The 20,096-nt window shown below is 40.5% G+C and carries 28 protein-coding genes; all 28 read left to right on the forward strand.

Annotated elements, in window-relative coordinates; translation table 11 throughout:
- Window positions 1–77 precede the first annotated feature (77 nt).
- The 28 genes from rpoC to secY all read left to right on the forward strand — a co-directional run bounded on the left by rpoC (window position 78) and on the right by secY (window position 20,092).
- Window positions 78–3,686: a DNA-directed RNA polymerase subunit beta' gene (gene rpoC, locus MHH64_RS03160; RefSeq protein WP_095313568.1), complete on the forward strand. Its 3,609-nt coding sequence runs from the start codon at window positions 78–80 to the stop codon at window positions 3,684–3,686.
- A 187-nt stretch (window positions 3,687–3,873) separates the two neighbouring features.
- On the forward strand, window positions 3,874–4,125 hold the full coding sequence (locus MHH64_RS03165; protein WP_095313566.1) for a 50S ribosomal protein L7ae-like protein: 252 nt from the start codon (window positions 3,874–3,876) through the stop codon (window positions 4,123–4,125).
- A 144-nt stretch (window positions 4,126–4,269) separates the two neighbouring features.
- Entirely contained in the window at window positions 4,270–4,689 is a 420-nt protein-coding gene (gene rpsL, locus MHH64_RS03170; protein ID WP_095313564.1) for a 30S ribosomal protein S12, read from the forward strand.
- 38 nt (window positions 4,690–4,727) lie between these two features.
- Window positions 4,728–5,198, forward strand: a complete 471-nt coding sequence (gene rpsG / locus MHH64_RS03175; protein ID WP_095313562.1) for a 30S ribosomal protein S7 — start codon at window positions 4,728–4,730, stop codon at window positions 5,196–5,198.
- A gap of 42 nt (window positions 5,199–5,240) precedes the next feature.
- Window positions 5,241–7,319 (forward strand): elongation factor G, encoded by a 2,079-nt coding sequence (gene fusA / locus MHH64_RS03180; RefSeq protein WP_118890045.1) that lies wholly within the window; start codon window positions 5,241–5,243, stop codon window positions 7,317–7,319.
- Between the two features lie 129 nt (window positions 7,320–7,448).
- Window positions 7,449–8,636 carry an elongation factor Tu gene (gene tuf, locus MHH64_RS03185; protein ID WP_118890046.1) on the forward strand — a complete coding sequence of 396 codons (1,188 nt, stop codon included), beginning with the start codon at window positions 7,449–7,451 and terminating at the stop codon, window positions 8,634–8,636.
- A gap of 805 nt (window positions 8,637–9,441) precedes the next feature.
- Entirely contained in the window at window positions 9,442–9,750 is a 309-nt protein-coding gene (gene rpsJ, locus MHH64_RS03190; RefSeq protein WP_095313553.1) for a 30S ribosomal protein S10, read from the forward strand.
- Window positions 9,751–9,779: 29 nt separating this feature from the next.
- On the forward strand, window positions 9,780–10,412 hold the full coding sequence (rplC, locus tag MHH64_RS03195) for a 50S ribosomal protein L3 (protein ID WP_095313552.1): 633 nt from the start codon (window positions 9,780–9,782) through the stop codon (window positions 10,410–10,412).
- 26 nt (window positions 10,413–10,438) lie between these two features.
- The gene (rplD, locus tag MHH64_RS03200) at window positions 10,439–11,062 is read left to right on the forward strand and encodes a 50S ribosomal protein L4 (protein ID WP_095313550.1); all 624 of its coding nucleotides are present in this window, start codon (window positions 10,439–10,441) and stop codon (window positions 11,060–11,062) included.
- Window positions 11,062–11,349 carry a 50S ribosomal protein L23 gene (rplW, locus tag MHH64_RS03205; RefSeq protein ID WP_095313549.1) on the forward strand — a complete coding sequence of 96 codons (288 nt, stop codon included), beginning with the start codon at window positions 11,062–11,064 and terminating at the stop codon, window positions 11,347–11,349. Before rplD ends, rplW begins: the two co-directional genes overlap by 1 nt.
- A gap of 29 nt (window positions 11,350–11,378) precedes the next feature.
- Window positions 11,379–12,209 carry a 50S ribosomal protein L2 gene (rplB, locus tag MHH64_RS03210; protein WP_095313547.1) on the forward strand — a complete coding sequence of 277 codons (831 nt, stop codon included), beginning with the start codon at window positions 11,379–11,381 and terminating at the stop codon, window positions 12,207–12,209.
- Between the two features lie 57 nt (window positions 12,210–12,266).
- Window positions 12,267–12,545 carry a 30S ribosomal protein S19 gene (gene rpsS / locus MHH64_RS03215; protein ID WP_095313546.1) on the forward strand — a complete coding sequence of 93 codons (279 nt, stop codon included), beginning with the start codon at window positions 12,267–12,269 and terminating at the stop codon, window positions 12,543–12,545.
- A gap of 21 nt (window positions 12,546–12,566) precedes the next feature.
- The gene (gene rplV / locus MHH64_RS03220) at window positions 12,567–12,908 is read left to right on the forward strand and encodes a 50S ribosomal protein L22 (RefSeq protein WP_095313544.1); all 342 of its coding nucleotides are present in this window, start codon (window positions 12,567–12,569) and stop codon (window positions 12,906–12,908) included.
- A 3-nt stretch (window positions 12,909–12,911) separates the two neighbouring features.
- The gene (gene rpsC, locus MHH64_RS03225; protein WP_095313542.1) at window positions 12,912–13,550 is read left to right on the forward strand and encodes a 30S ribosomal protein S3; all 639 of its coding nucleotides are present in this window, start codon (window positions 12,912–12,914) and stop codon (window positions 13,548–13,550) included.
- Between the two features lie 22 nt (window positions 13,551–13,572).
- Window positions 13,573–14,007: a 50S ribosomal protein L16 gene (gene rplP / locus MHH64_RS03230; protein ID WP_026680240.1), complete on the forward strand. Its 435-nt coding sequence runs from the start codon at window positions 13,573–13,575 to the stop codon at window positions 14,005–14,007.
- Window positions 13,997–14,197 (forward strand): 50S ribosomal protein L29, encoded by a 201-nt coding sequence (gene rpmC, locus MHH64_RS03235; RefSeq protein ID WP_087975050.1) that lies wholly within the window; start codon window positions 13,997–13,999, stop codon window positions 14,195–14,197. The genes rplP and rpmC overlap by 11 nt, the downstream gene beginning before the upstream one ends.
- Before the next feature lie 25 nt (window positions 14,198–14,222).
- Window positions 14,223–14,486: a 30S ribosomal protein S17 gene (rpsQ, locus tag MHH64_RS03240; RefSeq protein WP_095313540.1), complete on the forward strand. Its 264-nt coding sequence runs from the start codon at window positions 14,223–14,225 to the stop codon at window positions 14,484–14,486.
- Window positions 14,487–14,529: 43 nt separating this feature from the next.
- Entirely contained in the window at window positions 14,530–14,898 is a 369-nt protein-coding gene (gene rplN, locus MHH64_RS03245) for a 50S ribosomal protein L14 (protein WP_095313539.1), read from the forward strand.
- Between the two features lie 222 nt (window positions 14,899–15,120).
- Window positions 15,121–15,432 (forward strand): 50S ribosomal protein L24, encoded by a 312-nt coding sequence (rplX, locus tag MHH64_RS03250; RefSeq protein WP_118890047.1) that lies wholly within the window; start codon window positions 15,121–15,123, stop codon window positions 15,430–15,432.
- 25 nt (window positions 15,433–15,457) lie between these two features.
- On the forward strand, window positions 15,458–15,997 hold the full coding sequence (gene rplE / locus MHH64_RS03255) for a 50S ribosomal protein L5 (RefSeq protein WP_095313535.1): 540 nt from the start codon (window positions 15,458–15,460) through the stop codon (window positions 15,995–15,997).
- Window positions 15,998–16,024: 27 nt separating this feature from the next.
- Window positions 16,025–16,210: a 30S ribosomal protein S14 gene (gene rpsN, locus MHH64_RS03260; protein ID WP_011064535.1), complete on the forward strand. Its 186-nt coding sequence runs from the start codon at window positions 16,025–16,027 to the stop codon at window positions 16,208–16,210.
- A gap of 29 nt (window positions 16,211–16,239) precedes the next feature.
- Window positions 16,240–16,638 carry a 30S ribosomal protein S8 gene (rpsH, locus tag MHH64_RS03265; protein WP_095313533.1) on the forward strand — a complete coding sequence of 133 codons (399 nt, stop codon included), beginning with the start codon at window positions 16,240–16,242 and terminating at the stop codon, window positions 16,636–16,638.
- A gap of 30 nt (window positions 16,639–16,668) precedes the next feature.
- The gene (rplF, locus tag MHH64_RS03270; RefSeq protein WP_095313531.1) at window positions 16,669–17,205 is read left to right on the forward strand and encodes a 50S ribosomal protein L6; all 537 of its coding nucleotides are present in this window, start codon (window positions 16,669–16,671) and stop codon (window positions 17,203–17,205) included.
- Between the two features lie 37 nt (window positions 17,206–17,242).
- Window positions 17,243–17,605, forward strand: a complete 363-nt coding sequence (gene rplR, locus MHH64_RS03275) for a 50S ribosomal protein L18 (protein WP_095313530.1) — start codon at window positions 17,243–17,245, stop codon at window positions 17,603–17,605.
- A 23-nt stretch (window positions 17,606–17,628) separates the two neighbouring features.
- Complete coding sequence (rpsE, locus tag MHH64_RS03280; protein WP_095313528.1) at window positions 17,629–18,132, forward strand: 30S ribosomal protein S5; 504 nt, start codon at window positions 17,629–17,631, stop codon at window positions 18,130–18,132.
- 13 nt (window positions 18,133–18,145) lie between these two features.
- Window positions 18,146–18,328 carry a 50S ribosomal protein L30 gene (gene rpmD / locus MHH64_RS03285; RefSeq protein WP_095313526.1) on the forward strand — a complete coding sequence of 61 codons (183 nt, stop codon included), beginning with the start codon at window positions 18,146–18,148 and terminating at the stop codon, window positions 18,326–18,328.
- Window positions 18,329–18,359: 31 nt separating this feature from the next.
- Window positions 18,360–18,800: a 50S ribosomal protein L15 gene (rplO, locus tag MHH64_RS03290; RefSeq protein ID WP_095313524.1), complete on the forward strand. Its 441-nt coding sequence runs from the start codon at window positions 18,360–18,362 to the stop codon at window positions 18,798–18,800.
- Window positions 18,800–20,092, forward strand: coding sequence for a preprotein translocase subunit SecY (secY, locus tag MHH64_RS03295; protein ID WP_095313523.1), 1,293 nt, complete (start codon window positions 18,800–18,802; stop codon window positions 20,090–20,092). Before rplO ends, secY begins: the two co-directional genes overlap by 1 nt.
- The last annotated feature ends 4 nt before the right edge of the window (window positions 20,093–20,096 follow it).

Consider the following 20,096-nt stretch of genomic DNA (forward strand, 5'->3'; position numbering starts at 1 on the left):
GAACCGTTCTGTTGTATATAATTATTTTTACATGAATCCAGAGGTAAAATTGCACATTAAAAAGGGAGGATTGCCCCTTGTTAGATGTAAATAATTTTGAGTATATGAAAATAGGTCTTGCTTCACCAGAAAAAATCCGTTCTTGGTCTTACGGTGAAGTGAAAAAACCAGAAACAATTAACTATCGTACGTTAAAGCCAGAAAAGGATGGCTTGTTCTGTGAGCGTATTTTTGGACCACAGAAGGACTGGGAATGTCATTGCGGGAAGTACAAACGCGTGCGCTATAAAGGCGTAGTTTGTGATCGTTGTGGTGTTGAAGTGACGAAGGCGAAAGTTCGCCGTGAACGCATGGGTCATATTGAACTTGCTGCACCTGTTTCCCATATCTGGTATTTTAAAGGAATTCCAAGTCGAATGGGCCTTGTGTTAGATATGTCTCCGCGTGCGTTGGAAGAGGTTATTTATTTCGCTGCGTATATCGTTACAGATCCAGGCGGCACTCCTTTGGAGAAAAAACAGTTATTATCGGAAAAAGAATACCGTGCTTATTATGATAAGTATGGCAATACATTTAAAGCACAAATGGGTGCAGAAGCGATTCGTAAGCTTCTTCAGGATATTGACCTTGAAAAAGAAGTAGATGCATTGAGAGAAGAACTAAAATCAGCACAAGGGCAACGAAGAACACGAGCAATCAAACGTTTAGAAGTGATGGAAGCATTCCGTCATTCTGGTAATGATACGAGTTGGATGGTATTAGATGTTCTTCCGGTTATACCACCAGAAATTCGTCCGATGGTACAATTGGATGGTGGACGTTTCGCAACTTCCGACTTGAACGACTTGTATCGCCGTGTAATTAATCGTAACAATCGTTTGAAACGCTTATTAGATCTTGGAGCACCAAGCATTATTGTGCAAAACGAAAAACGTATGCTTCAAGAAGCGGTTGATGCATTGATCGATAATGGTCGTCGCGGCCGTCCGGTTACAGGACCAGGTAATCGTCCATTGAAATCCTTATCTCACATGTTAAAAGGGAAGCAAGGACGTTTCCGTCAAAACTTACTTGGAAAACGTGTGGATTATTCCGGACGTTCCGTAATCGTTGTAGGTCCAAACCTAAAAATGTACCAATGTGGACTGCCTAGAGAGATGGCATTAGAGCTTTTCAAACCATTTATCATGAAAGAGCTCGTAGAACGAGGTCTTGCACATAACATTAAATCAGCTAAGCGTAAAATTGAACGTGTACATCCTGATGTATGGGATGTATTGGAAGATGTGATTAAGGAGCACCCTGTTCTCCTTAACCGAGCACCAACCTTGCACCGATTAGGTATCCAAGCATTTGAACCGACATTGGTAGATGGTCGTGCAATTCGTCTGCATCCACTAGTATGTACTGCTTATAACGCTGACTTTGATGGTGACCAAATGGCTGTTCACGTACCTTTATCAGCAGAAGCGCAAGCAGAAGCTCGTATTCTAATGCTTGCTGCTCAAAATATCTTAAACCCGAAAGACGGGAAACCGGTTGTAACACCGTCACAGGATATGGTATTAGGAAACTATTACTTGACGCTTGAGCGTGAAGATGCTGTCGGTGAAGGAAGTATCTTTAAAGATGCTAACGAAGCGTTTATTGCATATCAAAACGGTTATGTTCACTTGCATACGCGTGTGGGTGTAGATGCCTCTAGTCTTCATAACAAGACATTTACAGAGGAGCAAAACAGCCAAATAATGCTAACGACGGTTGGTAAGTTAATTTTCAATGAAATCTTACCAGAGTCATTCCCATATATTAATGAACCGTCCAAAACAAATCTTGAGGAAAAAACTCCAGAGCATTATTTTGTAGAACGCGGCGCTAATATTAAAGAGGAAATTAAAAAACGCGAAATAATCAAACCGTTTAAGAAAGGCTTCTTAGGCGATATTATCGCAGAAGTATTTAAACGATATAAAATCACGGAAACGTCTAAAATGCTTGACCGAATGAAGGATCTTGGATTTAGCTATTCAACAAAAGCTGGTATGACAGTTGGTATTTCGGATATCGTTGTATTGGCTGAAAAAGAAAAGATCTTAGATGAAGCACAAATAAAAGTAGACAAAGTACTAAAGCAATTCCGTCGTGGGTTGATTACCGAGGAAGAGCGCTATGATCGAGTTATTTCGATTTGGTCTCAAGCGAAAGATGTCATTCAAGATAAATTGATGGGTTCATTAAGTAATCGAAACCCAATCTTTATGATGAGTGATTCTGGAGCGAGGGGTAACGCTTCTAACTTTACACAGCTTGCAGGTATGCGTGGACTTATGGCCGACCCGGGTGGACGTATCATTGAGATCCCGATTAAATCAAGTTTCCGTGAAGGTTTAACAGTACTTGAGTACTTTATTTCAACACACGGTGCACGTAAGGGACTTGCGGATACAGCACTAAAAACTGCTGACTCTGGTTACTTAACAAGACGACTTGTTGATGTAGCACAGGATGTTATTATCCGTGAAGCAGATTGTGGAACTGATCGTGGCTTGTCCGTGTCTGCATTAGTCGATGGTTCGGAAGTCATTGAACCACTACTCGACCGTTTGATTGGCCGAACTGCTTTCATGAATGTAAAACATCCAGAAACAGGAGAGCTGATTGTCGGAAAGAACGATCTGATTACAGAAGACCAAGCGAAAGTAATTGTGGAAGCAGGTATTGAAGAGGTAACGATTCGAACTGCGTTTACATGTAATACGAAACATGGTGTTTGTCAGAAATGTTATGGCCGCAACCTAGCAACAGGTGCTGATGTGGAAGTAGGAGAAGCTGTAGGTATTATTGCAGCTCAATCGATCGGTGAGCCAGGTACACAGCTTACAATGCGTACGTTCCATACCGGTGGGGTTGCCGGAGACGATATTACACAAGGTTTACCGCGTATTCAAGAATTATTTGAAGCACGTAATCCAAAAGGGCAAGCAGTAATTACTGAAATTGATGGTACTGTTCTAGAATTTAAAGAGGTCAAGGATAAGCAAGAGGTTGTTATCCAAGGCGCTGTTGAGCAACGCTCGTATGCAGTTCCATACAACGCTCGCATGAAGGTTACAATCGGAGATACAGTTGTAGCCGGACAAGAGCTCACTGAAGGTTCTGTTGATCCAAAAGAACTCCTTCGTATAAAAGGTGTAGACGGTGTTCAAGATTACTTGCTTCGTGAAGTGCAACGCGTTTACCGTATGCAAGGGGTAGAAATTGGTGATAAGCACGTAGAAGTAATGGTTCGTCAAATGCTTCGTAAAGTTCGTGTTAATTCTGCTGGTGATACTGACGTTTTACCAGGTTCCTTACTTGAATTACACCAATTCAAAGATGCCAACCATACCGTGCTAAACACTGGCGGAGACCCGGCAACAGGTCGACCGGTATTACTTGGTATTACAAAAGCATCTCTTGAAACAGACTCATTCCTTTCTGCCGCATCATTCCAAGAAACAACTCGTGTTCTTACGGATGCAGCAATTAAAGGAAAGCGCGATGAATTACTCGGCTTAAAAGAAAATGTTATTATCGGTAAACTGGTTCCAGCAGGTACTGGAATGCAACAATACCGAAGCATTAAAGCAGATATGGATCGTCCAGAGGAAGCGCAAGTTGAAGAAGAAACAGAAACAGTTCAATAATAACGGCTGTTTTAAGTTAACGTGATGATTCTAGTCCGTTCCTGATTAAAGAACTGATAGAAGCTAAACAAGTAAAAAAATCGGGATCACCAAAAAATATAGCCATTTATATGTTGACATTAAAAAACGAGAATGGTACTATATTCAAGGTGCTCCCGTTATACTTGTTACTTTGGAGGATAGCAAAATGTCTTATGAAAAAGTGACAAAGCTCAAGTCAAGTATAATCGTTGGGAAGAAGCAAACACTGAAAGCCATGAAAAATGGTGAGGTAAGTGAAGTGTATATTGCTGAAGATGCTGACAAGCAATTAACACAAGAAGTAGTCAGTCTGGCAATTGAACAAGGTATACCATATCAGCGTGTGGATTCCATGAAAAAGCTTGGTGCCGCTTGTGGCATTAAGGTAGGTGCAGCAACAGTAGCGCTTAGGAAATAACTATTTTAGTGTGTCAAATCACTAAAATCTTATTTTTTACCTAAATATGAACCACCTGGATGTGTGGTATTACAATCGGTGTTCAGGAAGATCTGATTGCTGATTTTAATTTAATAATTTAATTTGGAAGGGAGGACATCAATAATGCCTACTATTAATCAGTTAGTCCGCAAAGGACGTGTTAGTAAAGTAAAGAAATCCGATTCACCAGCACTTAACAAAGGGTACAACAGTTTCAAAAAGAGACTTACGGACCAAAGCTCTCCACAAAAACGTGGTGTTTGTACACGTGTTGGTACACTAACTCCAAAGAAACCGAACTCTGCACTTCGTAAATATGCGCGTGTTCGTTTATCAAATAACATGGAAGTAACTGCATATATCCCAGGTATCGGACACAACTTACAAGAACATAGTGTTGTACTAATTCGTGGTGGTCGTGTAAAAGACTTACCAGGGGTACGTTACCACATCGTTCGTGGTGCGCTTGATACTGCAGGAGTAGAAGGACGTATGCAAGGACGTTCTAAATACGGTACGAAAAGACCAAAAGAGAAAAAATAAGCTTTAAAATATAATAGATAGGAAAGGAGGATACTAGTATGCCTCGTAAAGGACCAGTGCCAAAACGTGATGTATTGCCAGATCCGCTTTATAATTCAAAATTAGTAACTCGTTTGATCAATCAAATTATGATTGATGGTAAACGTGGGAAAGCACAAAAAATTCTTTATAATGCGTTTGAACTAGTTGCTGAAAGAAGCGGTCAAAACGCAATGGAAGTTTTTGAGCAAGCTATGAAAAACGTAATGCCTGTACTTGAAGTTCGTGCCCGCCGTGTTGGTGGTTCTAACTACCAAGTACCAGTTGAGGTTCGCCCTGAGCGTCGTCAAGCATTAGGATTACGTTACATCGTTAACTATTCACGTCTGCGTGGAGAGAAAACAATGGAAGAGCGTCTTGCTAATGAAATCTTGGATGCTTCTAACAACACAGGAGCTGCTGTTAAGAGACGTGAAGAAATGCATAAAATGGCAGAAGCGAACAAAGCATTCGCTCACTACCGTTGGTAATATAAATCTAACAAAAGCTTTTAAGAGGAAGGAGAAGAATACATGGCTAGAGAGTTCTCCTTGGAAAAGACGCGTAATATTGGGATTATGGCGCATATTGATGCAGGTAAAACCACTACTACTGAGCGTATTCTTTTCTATACAGGACGTATTCACAAGATTGGTGAAACACATGAAGGTGCTTCACAAATGGACTGGATGGAGCAGGAGCAGGAGCGTGGAATTACAATTACTTCCGCTGCAACAACTGCTGCTTGGAAAGAACACCGCATCAACATCATTGATACACCTGGACACGTAGATTTCACAGTTGAAGTTGAGCGTTCATTGCGTGTACTTGATGGAGCTGTTACAGTTCTTGATGCACAATCAGGTGTAGAACCACAAACAGAAACGGTATGGCGCCAAGCTACAACGTACGGTGTACCACGTATCGTTTTCATTAACAAAATGGATAAAACAGGTGCAGACTTCTTGTATTCTACTGGAACATTGAAAGATCGCTTGGGTGCAAACGCACATCCGGTTCAGATGCCAATCGGTGCTGAAGATCAATTCAGCGGCATTATCGATTTAATCACGATGGAAGCTTATTCTTATAAAGATGATTTGGGTACACTTTCTGAGTCAAGTGAGATCCCGGCAGAATTGGTAGAACAAGCTGAAGAATTACGTGGTAACTTAATCGAAGCTGTCTCTGAAACTGATGAAGAGCTGATGATGAAATACCTTGAAGGAGAAGAAATCTCTAACGAGGAATTAAAAGCAGCGATTCGTCAAGCAACACTAAATGTTGAATTCTACCCAGTATTCTGTGGTTCAGCATTTAAAAACAAAGGTGTTCAATTGATGCTTGATGGTGTTATTGACTATCTTCCAGCTCCAACAGATGTACCTCCAATCGAAGGTATCGTGCCTGGAACTGAAGAAGCTGTATCTCGTCCATCATCTGATGACGCACCATTCTCTGCTTTAGCATTTAAAGTTATGACAGATCCATTTGTTGGAAAGTTAACTTTCTTCCGCGTATACTCTGGAACGTTAGATTCAGGCTCTTACGTGAAGAACTCCGTTAAGGATAAGCGTGAACGTGTAGGACGTATCCTTCAAATGCACGCAAACTCCCGTGAAGAGATTTCTACTGCATATGCAGGTGAAATTGCTGCTGCGGTTGGATTAAAGGATACATCTACCGGGGATACACTATGTGATGAAAAAAATCTTGTTATTTTAGAGTCCATGGAATTCCCAGAACCAGTTATCTCGGTTGCTATTGAGCCAAAAACAAAAGCTGACCAAGATAAAATGGGTACTGCTTTAGCTAAATTAGCTGAAGAGGATCCAACATTCAGAACTGAAACAAATCCAGAAACTGGTCAAACAATTATCTCTGGTATGGGTGAGCTTCACCTTGATATTATTGTTGACCGTTTGAAGCGCGAATTTAAAGTAGAAGCAAACGTAGGTGCACCTCAGGTTGCATACCGTGAAACGTTCCGTCAAGCTGCTGAAGTTGAAGGTAAATTCGTACGTCAGTCTGGTGGACGCGGACAATTCGGTCACGTTTGGATCAAATTCGAGCCTAACGAAACAGGTGCTGGATTTGAATTTGAAAACAAAATCGTTGGTGGTGTAGTACCACGTGAATACATTCCTGCAGTTGAGCAAGGTGTATCAGAAGCGATGGATAACGGTGTATTAGCTGGATTCCCACTAATCGACGTAAAAGCAACATTATTCGATGGAAGCTATCATGATGTTGACTCCAACGAGATGGCATTTAAAGTAGCTGCATCAATGGCATTAAAAGCTGCTAAAAACAAATGTAATCCTGTCCTTCTAGAACCAATGATGCGAGTAGAAATCGTAATTCCGGAAGAGTACATGGGAGACATCATGGGTGATGTAACATCACGTCGTGGACGTATTGAAGGTATGGAAGCACGCGGAAACGCACAGCTTGTTAAAGGTTTTGTACCATTAGCAGAAATGTTTGGTTACGCAACTGCCCTACGTTCAAATACACAAGGTCGTGGAACATACACAATGACATTCGACCATTATGAAGAAGTGCCGAAAAGCATTTCTGAGGAAATTATCGAGAAAAACACAGGTAAATAATTGATTTTTTCCTTAATCTAACGTATAACAATTAGTATAAAGGCTAAGGGATAACTTGAAGTTGTTACTTCTTAGTTGATTATATAATTTTAAAAAAACACTTTTATTTATTTAAAGGAGGAACTATAAATGGCTAAAGAAAAATTCGATCGCTCCAAAAGCCACGTTAACGTTGGTACTTTAGGACACGTTGACCATGGTAAAACTACATTAACAGCTGCTATCACAACTGTACTTGCAAAACACGGTGGTGGGGAAGCTCGTGGCTATGACCAAATTGATGGTGCACCAGAAGAAAGAGAACGTGGTATCACAATCTCAACTTCTCACGTAGAATACGAAACTGAAACTCGTCACTATGCACACGTTGACTGCCCTGGTCACGCTGACTATGTTAAAAACATGATCACTGGTGCTGCACAAATGGACGGAGCTATCCTAGTAGTATCTGCTGCTGATGGCCCAATGCCACAAACTCGTGAGCACATCCTTTTATCTCGTAACGTTGGGGTACCAGCTTTCGTAGTATTCCTTAACAAAACAGATATGGTAGATGATGAAGAGCTTCTTGAATTAGTAGAAATGGAAGTTCGCGATCTATTAACTGAGTACGATTTCCCTGGTGATGATGTACCAGTAATTAAAGGTTCTGCACTTAAAGCTCTAGAAGGCGATGCAGAATACGAAGAAAAAATTCTTGAGTTAATGGCTGCAGTTGATGAGTATATCCCAACTCCAGAACGTGACAAAGAAAAACCTTTCATGATGCCTGTTGAGGATGTATTCTCAATCACTGGTCGTGGAACAGTTGCAACTGGTCGTGTTGAGCGTGGAGAAGTTAAAGTTGGAGATGAAGTTGAAATCATCGGTCTTGCTGAAGAAGCAAGCAAAACAACTGTAACAGGTGTTGAAATGTTCCGTAAGCTTCTTGACTATGCTGAAGCTGGTGACAACATTGGTGCACTACTACGTGGTGTGTCTCGTGATGACATCAACCGTGGTCAAGTACTAGCTAAGCCTGGTACAATTACACCACACACAAACTTCAAATCTGAAGTTTATGTATTATCAAAAGAAGAAGGCGGACGTCATACTCCATTCTTCTCAAACTATCGTCCGCAGTTCTATTTCCGTACAACTGACGTAACTGGAGTTATCCAACTTCCAGAAGGCGTTGAAATGGTAATGCCTGGCGATAACATTGAAATGACAGTTGAACTAATTTCACCAATCGCTATCGAAGAAGGAACTCGTTTCTCTATTCGTGAAGGTGGACGTACAGTAGGTTCAGGTGTTGTATCTACTATCCAAAAATAATAAGTTTTTCTATGAAAACAGGTGACGTGACGACGTTACCTGTTTTTTTGCATTTTGCACGTTTGCTTACCTTGCTATCGGAACATTGTACGCAAAATATATAAACTTCGAACTAATGTGTATTAAGAGATTGTACGTATACCGCTCCGGAAACACACTACGCTTTCCGCGGGTGACCCGTGAGCCTTCTTGAACTACGTTCTGCGAAGTCTCACTCTGGCCACGTATCCCGCAGGAGTCTTCGTGTGTTTCCTCCGCTAGTGCTGGTTCACTGGCTATACTGACATGGTTTATCAAAATAAAAATGTTGTTCTAACCAGTCCGGGTGAGTGTAGGGCGGTGACTCCTGTGGGAACAGCACGTGTCTGAAGACTCGCAGGAAGTGGTTTTCTTCCGCAGAGGCTGAAGCCGTGCCCACGGAAAGCATCCGCCCGGAGCGATCCCGGACGGCGATTGTTCCACAGATTAAGCAAATAATCACTAGTTCGGATTTTCTTTCAAATACCAATCAAGTTTATCCAATATGCTATCTGTCAAAGAAACGCAAAAAACTTCTGTATATCTAAAAAACTTTCTAGAATAACTTGCAATCATTAGGGCACATATGTATAATATAGAAATGCGCAAACGACTATGTGAAAATAGTGGTTGCAAAGACTAGACATTTTTAGTATACTAATAATGTTGGTCATAAGGCGATGATGTGAAAGGTTGTTGGCACACCCGGCCCCTTTGCCATGGCGGGGTGCTAAGAAATTTTCGCGGAGAATGTCTATAATAATATGGGCGAGAAGGAGGGAAAATAATGGCAAAAGAGAAAATCAGAATTCGTTTGAAAGCATATGATCACCGTATTTTAGATCAATCTGCTGAAAAAATCGTAGATACTGCGAAACGTTCAGGTGCTAAAGTGTCTGGTCCGATTCCATTACCTACAGAGAAATCAATCTATACTGTACTTCGTGCGGTGCACAAGTATAAAGATTCTCGTGAACAATTCGAAATGCGTACACATAAACGCTTAATCGATATTGTTGAGCCAACACCAAAAACAGTTGATGCATTAATGCGTCTTGACTTACCATCTGGTGTGGACATTGAAATCAAATTATAAAATCGTGTTTAATATAGGAGGTGTAACGGATGACGAAAGGAATCTTAGGTCGTAAAATCGGCATGACTCAGCTTTTTTCTGAAAATGGAGAGTTAGTTCCAGTAACAGTAATACAGGCTGAGCCCAATGTAGTTTTGCAAAAAAGAACATTAGAAAATGATGGTTATGAAGCAATACAAATCGGTTTTGCTGATAAAAAGGAATCACGTACGAATAAAGCGGAAAAAGGTCATGCTGAAAAAGCAAGCACAGCCCCTAAGCGCTACGTTCGTGAAATCCGTAACGCAAATCTTGACGAGTATGAAGTAGGTCAAGAGATTAGTGTAGAAGCTTTCCAAGCTGGAGACAAAATTGATGTAACTGGAACTTCCAAAGGTAAAGGATTCCAAGGATCAATCAAACGTCACGGACAGAGTCGCGGACCAATGGGTCACGGATCTCATTTCCACAGATCTTCAGGTTCTATGGGTGCAGCAGCTTATCCAGCTCGTGTATTCAAAGGTAAAAAATTACCAGGACAAATGGGTTCTGAGCAAATCACAATCCAAAACCTAGAAGTAGTAAGTGTAGATGCAGAACGTAATCTACTATTAATTAAAGGTAATGTACCTGGTGCAAAGAAATCATATGTGAAAATCACAAGTGCATTAAAAGGTAACTAATCACACATACGAAGGGAGGATATGTCATGCCTAAAGTAGCACTTTTAAAACAAGATGGAAGTAATGCTGGAGAATTCGAATTAAACGATTCCGTTTTCGGTATTGAGCCAAATACACATGTATTACATGAAGCAGTAGTGATGCAACGCGCATCTATGCGTCAGGGTACTCACGCGGTAAAAAACCGCTCTGAAGTTCGCGGCGGTGGTCGTAAACCATGGCGTCAAAAAGGAACTGGTCGTGCTCGTCAAGGATCTATTCGCTCACCACAATGGGTTGGCGGTGGAACTGTGTTCGGACCAACTCCACGCAGCTACAGCTATAAACTACCAAAGAAAGTACGTCGTTTAGCACTTAAATCTGCATTGTCTTCTAAAGTAAAAGAAGATAGCTTAGTTGTTTTAGATAGCATTGCAATTGATGCTCCGAAAACAAAAGAAGTTATTAAAATGTTAGACGCGCTAAGCGTTAATGCAAAAGCATTGATCGTGACTGCTGAAACAGACGAAACAGTAATTCGTTCTGCTAACAACCTTCAATCTGTAAAGGTATTGACTGTTGATGAAATCAATGTACTCGACTTGCTTGCGCATGACAAGCTGATCATTACAAAAGATGCAGCTGAAAAAGCAGGGGAGGTGCTTGCATAATGAAAGACGCACGCGATATAATTAAACGCCCTGTCATTACAGAGAATTCCGCTGATTTAATGGCAGAGAAAAAATATACGTTTGAAGTATCCCCGAAAGCAAACAAAACTGAAATCAAAGATGCTGTTGAAGTTATCTTTGGTGTCAAAGTAGAAAAAGTTAACACAATGAATGTTAAAGGTAAGTTCAAGCGAATGGGTCGTTACGGCGGGTATCGCTCAGATCGCAAGAAAGCTATCGTACAGCTTACAGAAGACAGCAAAGAACTGGACTTCTTTGAAGCATAATCTAAAAAATTCGTGAAGGAGGGAAAAAGATGGCGATTAAAAAATTTAAACCAACCTCAAACGGTAGACGTAACATGTCTGTGCTAGATTTTGCAGAGATTACTACGGATACTCCGGAAAAATCCTTGTTGGCACCTTTAAGTAAACGTGGTGGTCGTAATAACCAAGGTAGATTAACTGTTCGTCATCAAGGTGGCGGTCATAAGCGTCAATATCGTATCATCGATTTCAAACGTGATAAAGATGGTATACCAGGACGCGTTGCTACAATTGAATATGATCCAAACCGTACAGCTAATATTGCTCTAATCCATTACGCAGATGGAGAAAAGCGTTATATCTTAGCTCCAAAAGGACTTAAAGTAGATCAAGTAATTGAATCAGGTGTAGATGCAGATATCAAAGTTGGTAATGCACTTCCACTTGTAAACATCCCAGTAGGTACAATCATTCACAACATTGAATTGAAGCCAGGACGCGGTGGACAAATCGCTCGTTCAGCTGGAGCAGAAGCTCAAATTCTTGGACGTGAAGAAAAATACACGCTTGTACGTCTAGCATCAGGCGAAGTTCGCATGATCCTTTCTACTTGCCGTGCATCCATTGGCCAAGTTGGTAACACGGAACATGAACTAGTTCGTGTAGGTAAAGCAGGTCGTTCACGCTGGAAAGGTATCCGCCCAACAGTTCGTGGATCTGTAATGAACCCTAACGATCACCCGCACGGTGGTGGTGAAGGACGCGCACCTATCGGACGTAAGTCACCAATGTCACCATGGGGTAAACCGACACTTGGTTACAAAACGCGTAAACGTAACAAACCATCTGATAAGTATATTGTTCGTAAACGTAAAAAATAAACGTAAAGTAAGGACGGGAACTAATGCCCGTCTGCAACTCTGGAAGGAGGTTTATTCATGGGTCGTAGCTTGAAAAAAGGACCTTTTGCAGATGACCATCTAATGAAGAAGATTGACAGCCTAAACGAAGGTGAAAAGAAACAAGTTATTAAGACTTGGTCACGTCGATCTACAATTTTCCCAACATTCATCGGTCACACAATTGCTGTTTATGACGGACGTAAACATGTACCAGTTTATATTACAGAAGATATGGTCGGACATAAATTAGGTGAATTCGCGCCAACTCGTACGTACAGAGGGCACGCTGCCGACGATAAGAAAACAAGACGCTAATAAGAGAGGAGGTACTAAGGCATGCAAGCTAAAGCCGTTGCGAAATCAGTTCGTATTGCTCCTCGTAAGGTTCGTTTAGTAGTTGATCTAATTCGAGGAAAAAATGTTGGCGAAGCAATTGCGATTCTACGCCACACACAACGCGGTGCTTCTCCAGTAGTAGAGAAAGTTCTAAAGTCTGCTGTAGCAAACGCAGAACATAACTATGAAATGGATGCAGATAATCTAGTGATTTCTGAAGCATTCGTAAATGAAGGTGCTACATTGAAACGTTTCCGTCCACGTGCACAAGGACGCGCAAGTAAAATTAACAAACGCACAAGCCACATTACAGTTGTGGTAACTGAAAAGAAGGAGGGATAGTCAGTGGGTCAAAAAGTGAATCCAACAGGTCTTCGCGTAGGTATCATTAAAGACTGGGAGTCAAAATGGTATGCTGGTAAAGACTATGCAGACTTACTACATGAAGATATTAAAATCAGAGAATATCTTGAAAACCGCTTAAGCACAGCTGCTGTTTCTTCTATCGAAATCGAACGTGCAGCTAACCGTGTTAATATTACAATTCATACTGGTAAGCCAGGAATGGTAATTGGTAAAGGCGGTTCAGAAGTTGAAGCTTTACGTAAATCATTAAATAGCTTGACAGGTAAAAGAGTTCACATCAATATCGTTGAAATCAAGAAAGTTGATCTAAACGCTAAATTGGTAGCTGACAACATTGCTCGTCAATTAGAAAACCGTATTTCTTTCCGTCGTGCTCAAAAGCAAGCAATTCAACGTGCAATGCGCGGAGGAGCTAAAGGAATTAAAACACAAGTATCCGGACGTCTTGGTGGAGCAGATATCGCTCGTGCGGAACATTATAACGAAGGAACAGTACCACTACACACTTTGCGTGCTGATATTGATTATGGTACAGCAGAAGCTGATACAACTTATGGTAAATTAGGTGTTAAAGTGTGGATCTATCGTGGAGAAGTCCTTCCAACTAAAAACAAATAAATAAGGGAGGGTGCTCATTACTATGTTAATGCCTAAACGTGTTAAATATCGTAGACAACATCGTGGTAAAATGAGAGGCCAAGCAAAAGGCGGTACAACAGTTGCTTTTGGTGAGTTTGGTTTACAAGCAACAGAGGCTTCTTGGATTACAAGCCGTCAAATTGAGGCAGCTCGTATTGCAATGACTCGTTACATGAAACGTGGTGGTAAAGTTTGGATCAAAATTTTCCCAGACAAACCATACACTGCTAAACCGCTCGAAGTTCGAATGGGTTCCGGGAAAGGTGCTCCTGAAGGATGGGTAGCAGTAGTTAAACCAGGAAAAATTATGTTTGAAATCGCAGGTGTATCCGAAGAGGTTGCTCGTGAAGCATTAAGACTTGCTTCTCACAAACTGCCGATTAAAACTAAATTTGTAAAACGTGAAGAAATTGGTGGTGAAAGCAATGAAGGCTAATGAAATAAGAGATCTAACCACTGCCGAAATTGAACAAAAAGTTAAATCATTAAAAGAAGAACTATTTAATTTGCGTTTCCAACTTGCTACAGGTCAGTTGGAAAACACTGCACGTATCCGTGAGGTACGTAAAGCAATCGCACGTATGAAAACTGTAGTACGTCAACGTGAATTAAGCGTAAATAACTGATTCTACAGAGAGGAGGTTAGCCTCAATGACTGAGCGTAATAATCGTAAAGTTTACACAGGACGTGTTGTTTCTGACAAAATGGATAAAACAATCACTGTTCTAGTTGAAACATATAAATTCCATAAATTATATGGAAAACGTGTTAAGTATTCGAAGAAATTCAAGGCGCATGATGAAAACAACCTTGCAAAAACAGGAGATGTTGTTCGTATCATGGAAACTCGACCACTATCAGCTACGAAGCGTTTTCGTCTAGTTGAAGTAACAGAAGAAGCCGTTATTATATAATTAAAGTTCGCTCGGAAGGTATCCGAAGGGAGGTCACAGTGTTATGATTCAACAAGAAACTCGTTTAAAAGTTGCAGATAACTCTGGTGCTCGTGAAGTATTAACCATCAAAGTATTGGGTGGATCAGGACGTAAAACTGCTAATATTGGTGATGTAATTGTTTGTACTGTAAAACAAGCAACACCAGGCGGCGTTGTCAAAAAAGGCGAAGTTGTAAAAGCGGTAGTTGTACGTAGTAAATCTGGTGCACGTCGTAAAGATGGATCTTATATCCGTTTTGATGAAAATGCTGCCGTAATTATCCGTGATGATAAAAGTCCAAGAGGAACACGTATTTTTGGACCAGTTGCGCGTGAATTACGTGATGCTAAATTCATGAAAATCGTATCTCTAGCTCCAGAAGTTCTATAATTGTTGTTCATATGAAGGTAAAAGACCATGAAGTTCGACGCAGATAAGCTCTGTATTCGGGATGGCAGTTACAATGATAACTCGTTAACTGTGATATTCAGGAAACGTAATGTTTCGAAGAACAATAAAGCATATCGCCAGAATTTCGATGTGTCATTTTTACCAACAGTTTCGAACAACATCGATAAGTAAGAATTACCTTGTCAAGGAGGTGCGTTAAGCATGCATGTAAAAAAAGGTGATAAAGTTAAAGTATTATCCGGTAAAGACCGCGGTAAAACAGGTACTATTTTAGAAGCATTTCCGAAGAAAGAGCGTGTGCTTGTAGAGGGTGTTAACATGATTCAAAAACACGCAAAGCCTTCTCAAGACAATCCGCAAGGCGGAATTCTTAACATAGAAGCTCCTATTCATGTTTCTAATGTAATGCCGATTGATCCAAAAACCGGTGAACCAACTCGTGTTGGACACGAAGTGCGAGACGGTAAGAAAGTCCGCATTGCGAAAAAATCCGGTGAAGCATTAGATAAATAATTTGTGCTGAAAGGAGGGCGCCACTATGAACGAATTAAAACAAAAATATCAAGATGAAATTTCACCATCTTTAATGAAAAAGTTTGAATATAAATCCGTAATGCAAGTACCAAAAATTGAAAAGATCGTGGTTAATATGGGTGTTGGTGATGCAGTTCAAAACTCAAAAGCATTAGATAGTGCAGTTGAAGAACTTGCATTACTATCAGGTCAAAAACCATTAATCACGCGTGCGAAAAAATCTATCGCTGGATTCCGTCTACGTGAAGGAATGCCAATCGGTGCGAAAGTAACCCTTCGCGGTGAGCGCATGTACGAATTCCTTCAAAAGTTAATTGCGGTATCACTTCCACGTGTACGTGACTTCCGTGGTGTTTCTAAAAAAGCTTTTGATGGTCGTGGGAATTACACTTTAGGTGTGAAAGAACAATTGATTTTCCCTGAAATCAATTACGATAAGGTAAGCAAAGTTCGTGGTATGGATATTGTTATTGTTACAACATCTAATACTGACGAAGAAGCTCGTGAACTACTAACTCAGCTAGGCATGCCTTTCCAAAAATAAGCTTACAGCTAACAAGGAGGGAAATTTGTGGCTAAAAAATCGATGATTGCGAAGCAAAAACGCCCGCAAAAATTCAAAGTACAAGAATACACACGCTGTGAACGTTGTGGTCGTCCGCATTCTGTAATTCGTAAATTTAAACTTTGCCGTATTTGTTTCCGTGAACTTGCCTATAAAGGTCAAATTCCTGGTGTCAAAAAAGCAAGCTGGTAAACCCCGATTCGGGAAGGAGGTAATTAGTAATGGTTATGACAGATCCAATCGCAGATATGCTTACTCGTATTAGAAATGCAAACATGGTTAAACATGAAAAATTAGAGCTTCCTGCTTCTAAAATGAAAAAAGAGATCGCTGATATCCTGAAACGTGAAGGTTTTGTTAAAGATTATGAATTCGTTGAAGATAACAAGCAAGGTGTTCTACGTATTTTCTTAAAATACGGTGTAAATGAAGAACGAGTAATCACAGGTATCAAACGTATCAGTAAACCAGGTCTACGTGTATATGCTAAATCTACAGAAGTACCACGCGTGCTTAACGGTTTAGGTATTGCTATCGTTTCAACATCTAAAGGTGTGTTATCTGACAAAGAAGCACGTTCACAAGCTGTTGGTGGCGAAGTTCTAGCATACGTCTGGTAATTATTATTTTTTAATGAGGAGGTGCATGGAATGTCTCGTATAGGACTTAAACCGATTGAAATTCCACAAGGTGTAGAAGTTAAACTTGACGGTGTTACAGTTACTGTTAAAGGACCTAAAGGTGAATTAACAAGAGATCTACACCAAGATATGAAAGTTAACATTGAAGAGAATGTAATTACAGTTGAACGTCCAAGTGACCATAAGGATCATCGTGCCTTGCACGGAACTACTCGTAGCTTGATCGCAAACATGGTTGATGGCGTAAGCAAAGGTTTCGAAAAATCACTTGAAATCATTGGTGTCGGATATCGTGCTCAAAAACAAGGAGACAAACTTGTAATTAACGCTGGATATTCACATCCAATCGAGATCGATCCAATTGAGGGAATCGAAATTGATGTTCCTAAAAACACAGAACTTACTGTAAAAGGTATTGATAAAGAATTAGTTGGTGCAGTTGCAGCTAACATCAGAGCAATCCGCTCACCAGAACCTTACAAAGGCAAAGGTATTCGCTATGCTGGTGAATATGTACGCCGTAAAGAGGGTAAAACTGCTAAGTAAGAATAGTTAATAGTTAGGCGAGAAAGGAGTGACCTAGATGATCACAAAACCTGCCAAAAATGTTGTACGTAAAAAAAGACATGGTCGCGTTCGTAAAAACCTTTTCGGAACTGCTGAGCGTCCTCGTCTAAACGTATATCGTTCAAATAAAAATATTTATGCACAATTAATAGATGATATTACTGGTGTAACGGTTGCGAGTGCTTCAACAGCTGATAAAGAGCTTAACATTGGAGCTGGATCGAACGTTGACACTGCTAAGAAAGTCGGAGAAGCAATTGCTAAGCGTGCTCAGGATAAAGGTTACAAATCAGTCGTTTTTGACCGTGGAGGATACCTGTATCATGGACGTGTAAAGGCATTAGCTGATGCTGCTAGAGAAGCAGGACTTGAATTTTAGTTGATAAGGAGGGGACCATTGGAATGAGAATTAACATTGATCCGAACAAATTAGATCTTGAAGAACGCGTTGTGACGGTCAACCGTGTTGCTAAAGTTGTTAAAGGTGGACGTCGTTTCCGCTTTGCAGCACTTGTCGTTGTTGGTGACAAGAATGGCCATGTTGGTTTTGGTACTGGTAAAGCACAAGAAGTACCTGAAGCTATCAAAAAAGCTGTTGATGATGCAAAGAAAAACTTAATTAAAGTACCAATCGTTGGAACAACAATTCCTCATGAAATTCATGGAAGATTTGGTTCTGGTAACGTACTAATGAAGCCAGCTACAGAAGGTACTGGAGTTATCTCTGGTGGACCGGTTCGTGCTGTCTTAGAATTAGCTGGTGTCGGTGATATTTTAACTAAATCACTTGGTGCAAATACACCAATTAATATGATTCGTGCAACATTAAATGGCTTAACAAACTTAAAAACAGCTGAGGACGTAGCAAAATTACGTGGAAAGTCTGTAGAAGAACTGTTAGGATAAGGAGGGAATCACTATGTCTAAAAAATTAGAAATCACCCTCACACGCAGTGTCATTGGTGGAACTGCTGTACAAAGAAATACTGTTCAAGCATTGGGCTTGAAAAAGATTCGTCAATCCGTTGTACTTGAAGATACTCCAGCCGTACGTGGTATGGTAAACCGAGTGTCCCACTTGTTGACAGTGAAAGAAATTTAATTTTACATTAGCGTAAAGAGGAGGTGCTCGCATGAAACTTCATGAATTGAAGGCGGCAGAAGGAACTCGCAAAGAGAGAAACCGTGTTGGTCGTGGAACGGCTTCTGGAAACGGAAAAACATCAGGTCGTGGACACAAAGGTCAAAAAGCTCGTTCAGGCGGCGGTGTACGTCCAGGATTCGAAGGTGGACAAATGCCTTTGTTCCAACGTCTACCAAAACGTGGATTCACAAATATCAACCGTAAAGATTACTCAATCGTAAACTTAGATACATTAAATCGTTTTGAAGAAGGCACTGAAATCACACCAGAGCTATTACTTGAAGAAGGTGTCGTAAGTAAGCTGAATGCTGGTATTAAAATACTAGCAAGTGGCACTATCGAAAAGAAACTGACAGTAAAAGCTCACAAGTTCTCAGCTTCAGCTAAAGAAGCAATCGAGGCAGCGGGCGGTCAAACTGAGGTGATCTAATGTTTCGTACAATCTCCAATTTTATGCGCGTAGCTGATATTAGACGGAAAATAATTTTCACATTATTAATGTTGATTGTCTTCCGTCTAGGCACTTTTATACCTGTTCCATTTACGGATAGAGCAGCTATTGATTTTATGAACCAACAAAATGTATTTGGGTTTCTAAACACCTTTGGTGGTGGAGCCCTTCAAAATTTCTCCATTTTTGCAATGGGAATTATGCCATACATTACAGCATCCATCATCATGCAATTATTGCAAATGGATGTTGTGCCTAAGTTCACCGAGTGGAAAAAACAAGGTGAAATGGGACGTAAAAAGATCGCACAGGTTACTCGCTATGGAACGATTGTGCTTGCATTTATTCAAGCAATTGCAATGTCAGTTGGATTTAATGCGATGGCTGGTGGTTTACTAATTGTAGACCCTAACTTTATGAAGTTTCTTGTCATTGCAATCACACTGACTGGTGGAACAGCATTCTTAATGTGGGTTGGTGAGCAAATTACCGCAAATGGCGTCGGTAACGGGATTTCAATCCTAATCTTCGCCGGAATCGTAGCAGCAGTACCAAATGGTGTAGGTCAACTATTCAGTCAGTATTTTGTTAATCCTGGCGATGAGTTGTTTATCAATATCATTATTGTACTATTAATTGCTTTGGTTGTTGTTGCAGTTACCGTTGGGGTTATATTTGTAAACCAAGCATTACGGAAAATACCAATCCAATATGCAAAAAAACTTGTTAATCGTTCTCCTGTTGGAGGGCAATCAACGCATTTGCCAATTAAAGTAAATGCTTCAGGGGTTATTCCTGTTATCTTTGCAATTGCATTTATGATGGCTCCAACAACGATTGCTGGTTTCTTTGAAGGCAATCAAGTAGCATCAACTATTATGTATCTATTTGATTATACGCAGCCAGTTGGTATGGTAGTATACGTAGCATTAATTATTGCTTTCACTTATTTCTATACCTTTGTTCAAGTAAACCCTGAACAGATGGCTGAAAACCTACAAAAACAAGGTGGGTATATCCCGGGGATTCGTCCGGGGAAAAATACAGAAACCTATCTAACACGTGTTTTGTATCGCTTAACATTTGTTGGAGCTATTTTCTTAGCAGCTGTTTCTGTGCTGCCTATTCTATTAGGTAGTCTTGCAAATCTGCCTACCGCAGTACAAATCGGTGGCACAAGCTTACTAATCGTTGTAGGGGTTGCATTACAGACAATGAAGCAATTAGAAAGCCAGCTAGTGAAGCGTCACTACAAAGGATTTATTAAGTAATTTC

The organism is Oceanobacillus sp. FSL K6-0127 (assembly GCF_037983385.1).
Taxonomy (GTDB): Bacteria; Bacillota; Bacilli; order Bacillales; family Amphibacillaceae; genus Oceanobacillus; species Oceanobacillus profundus.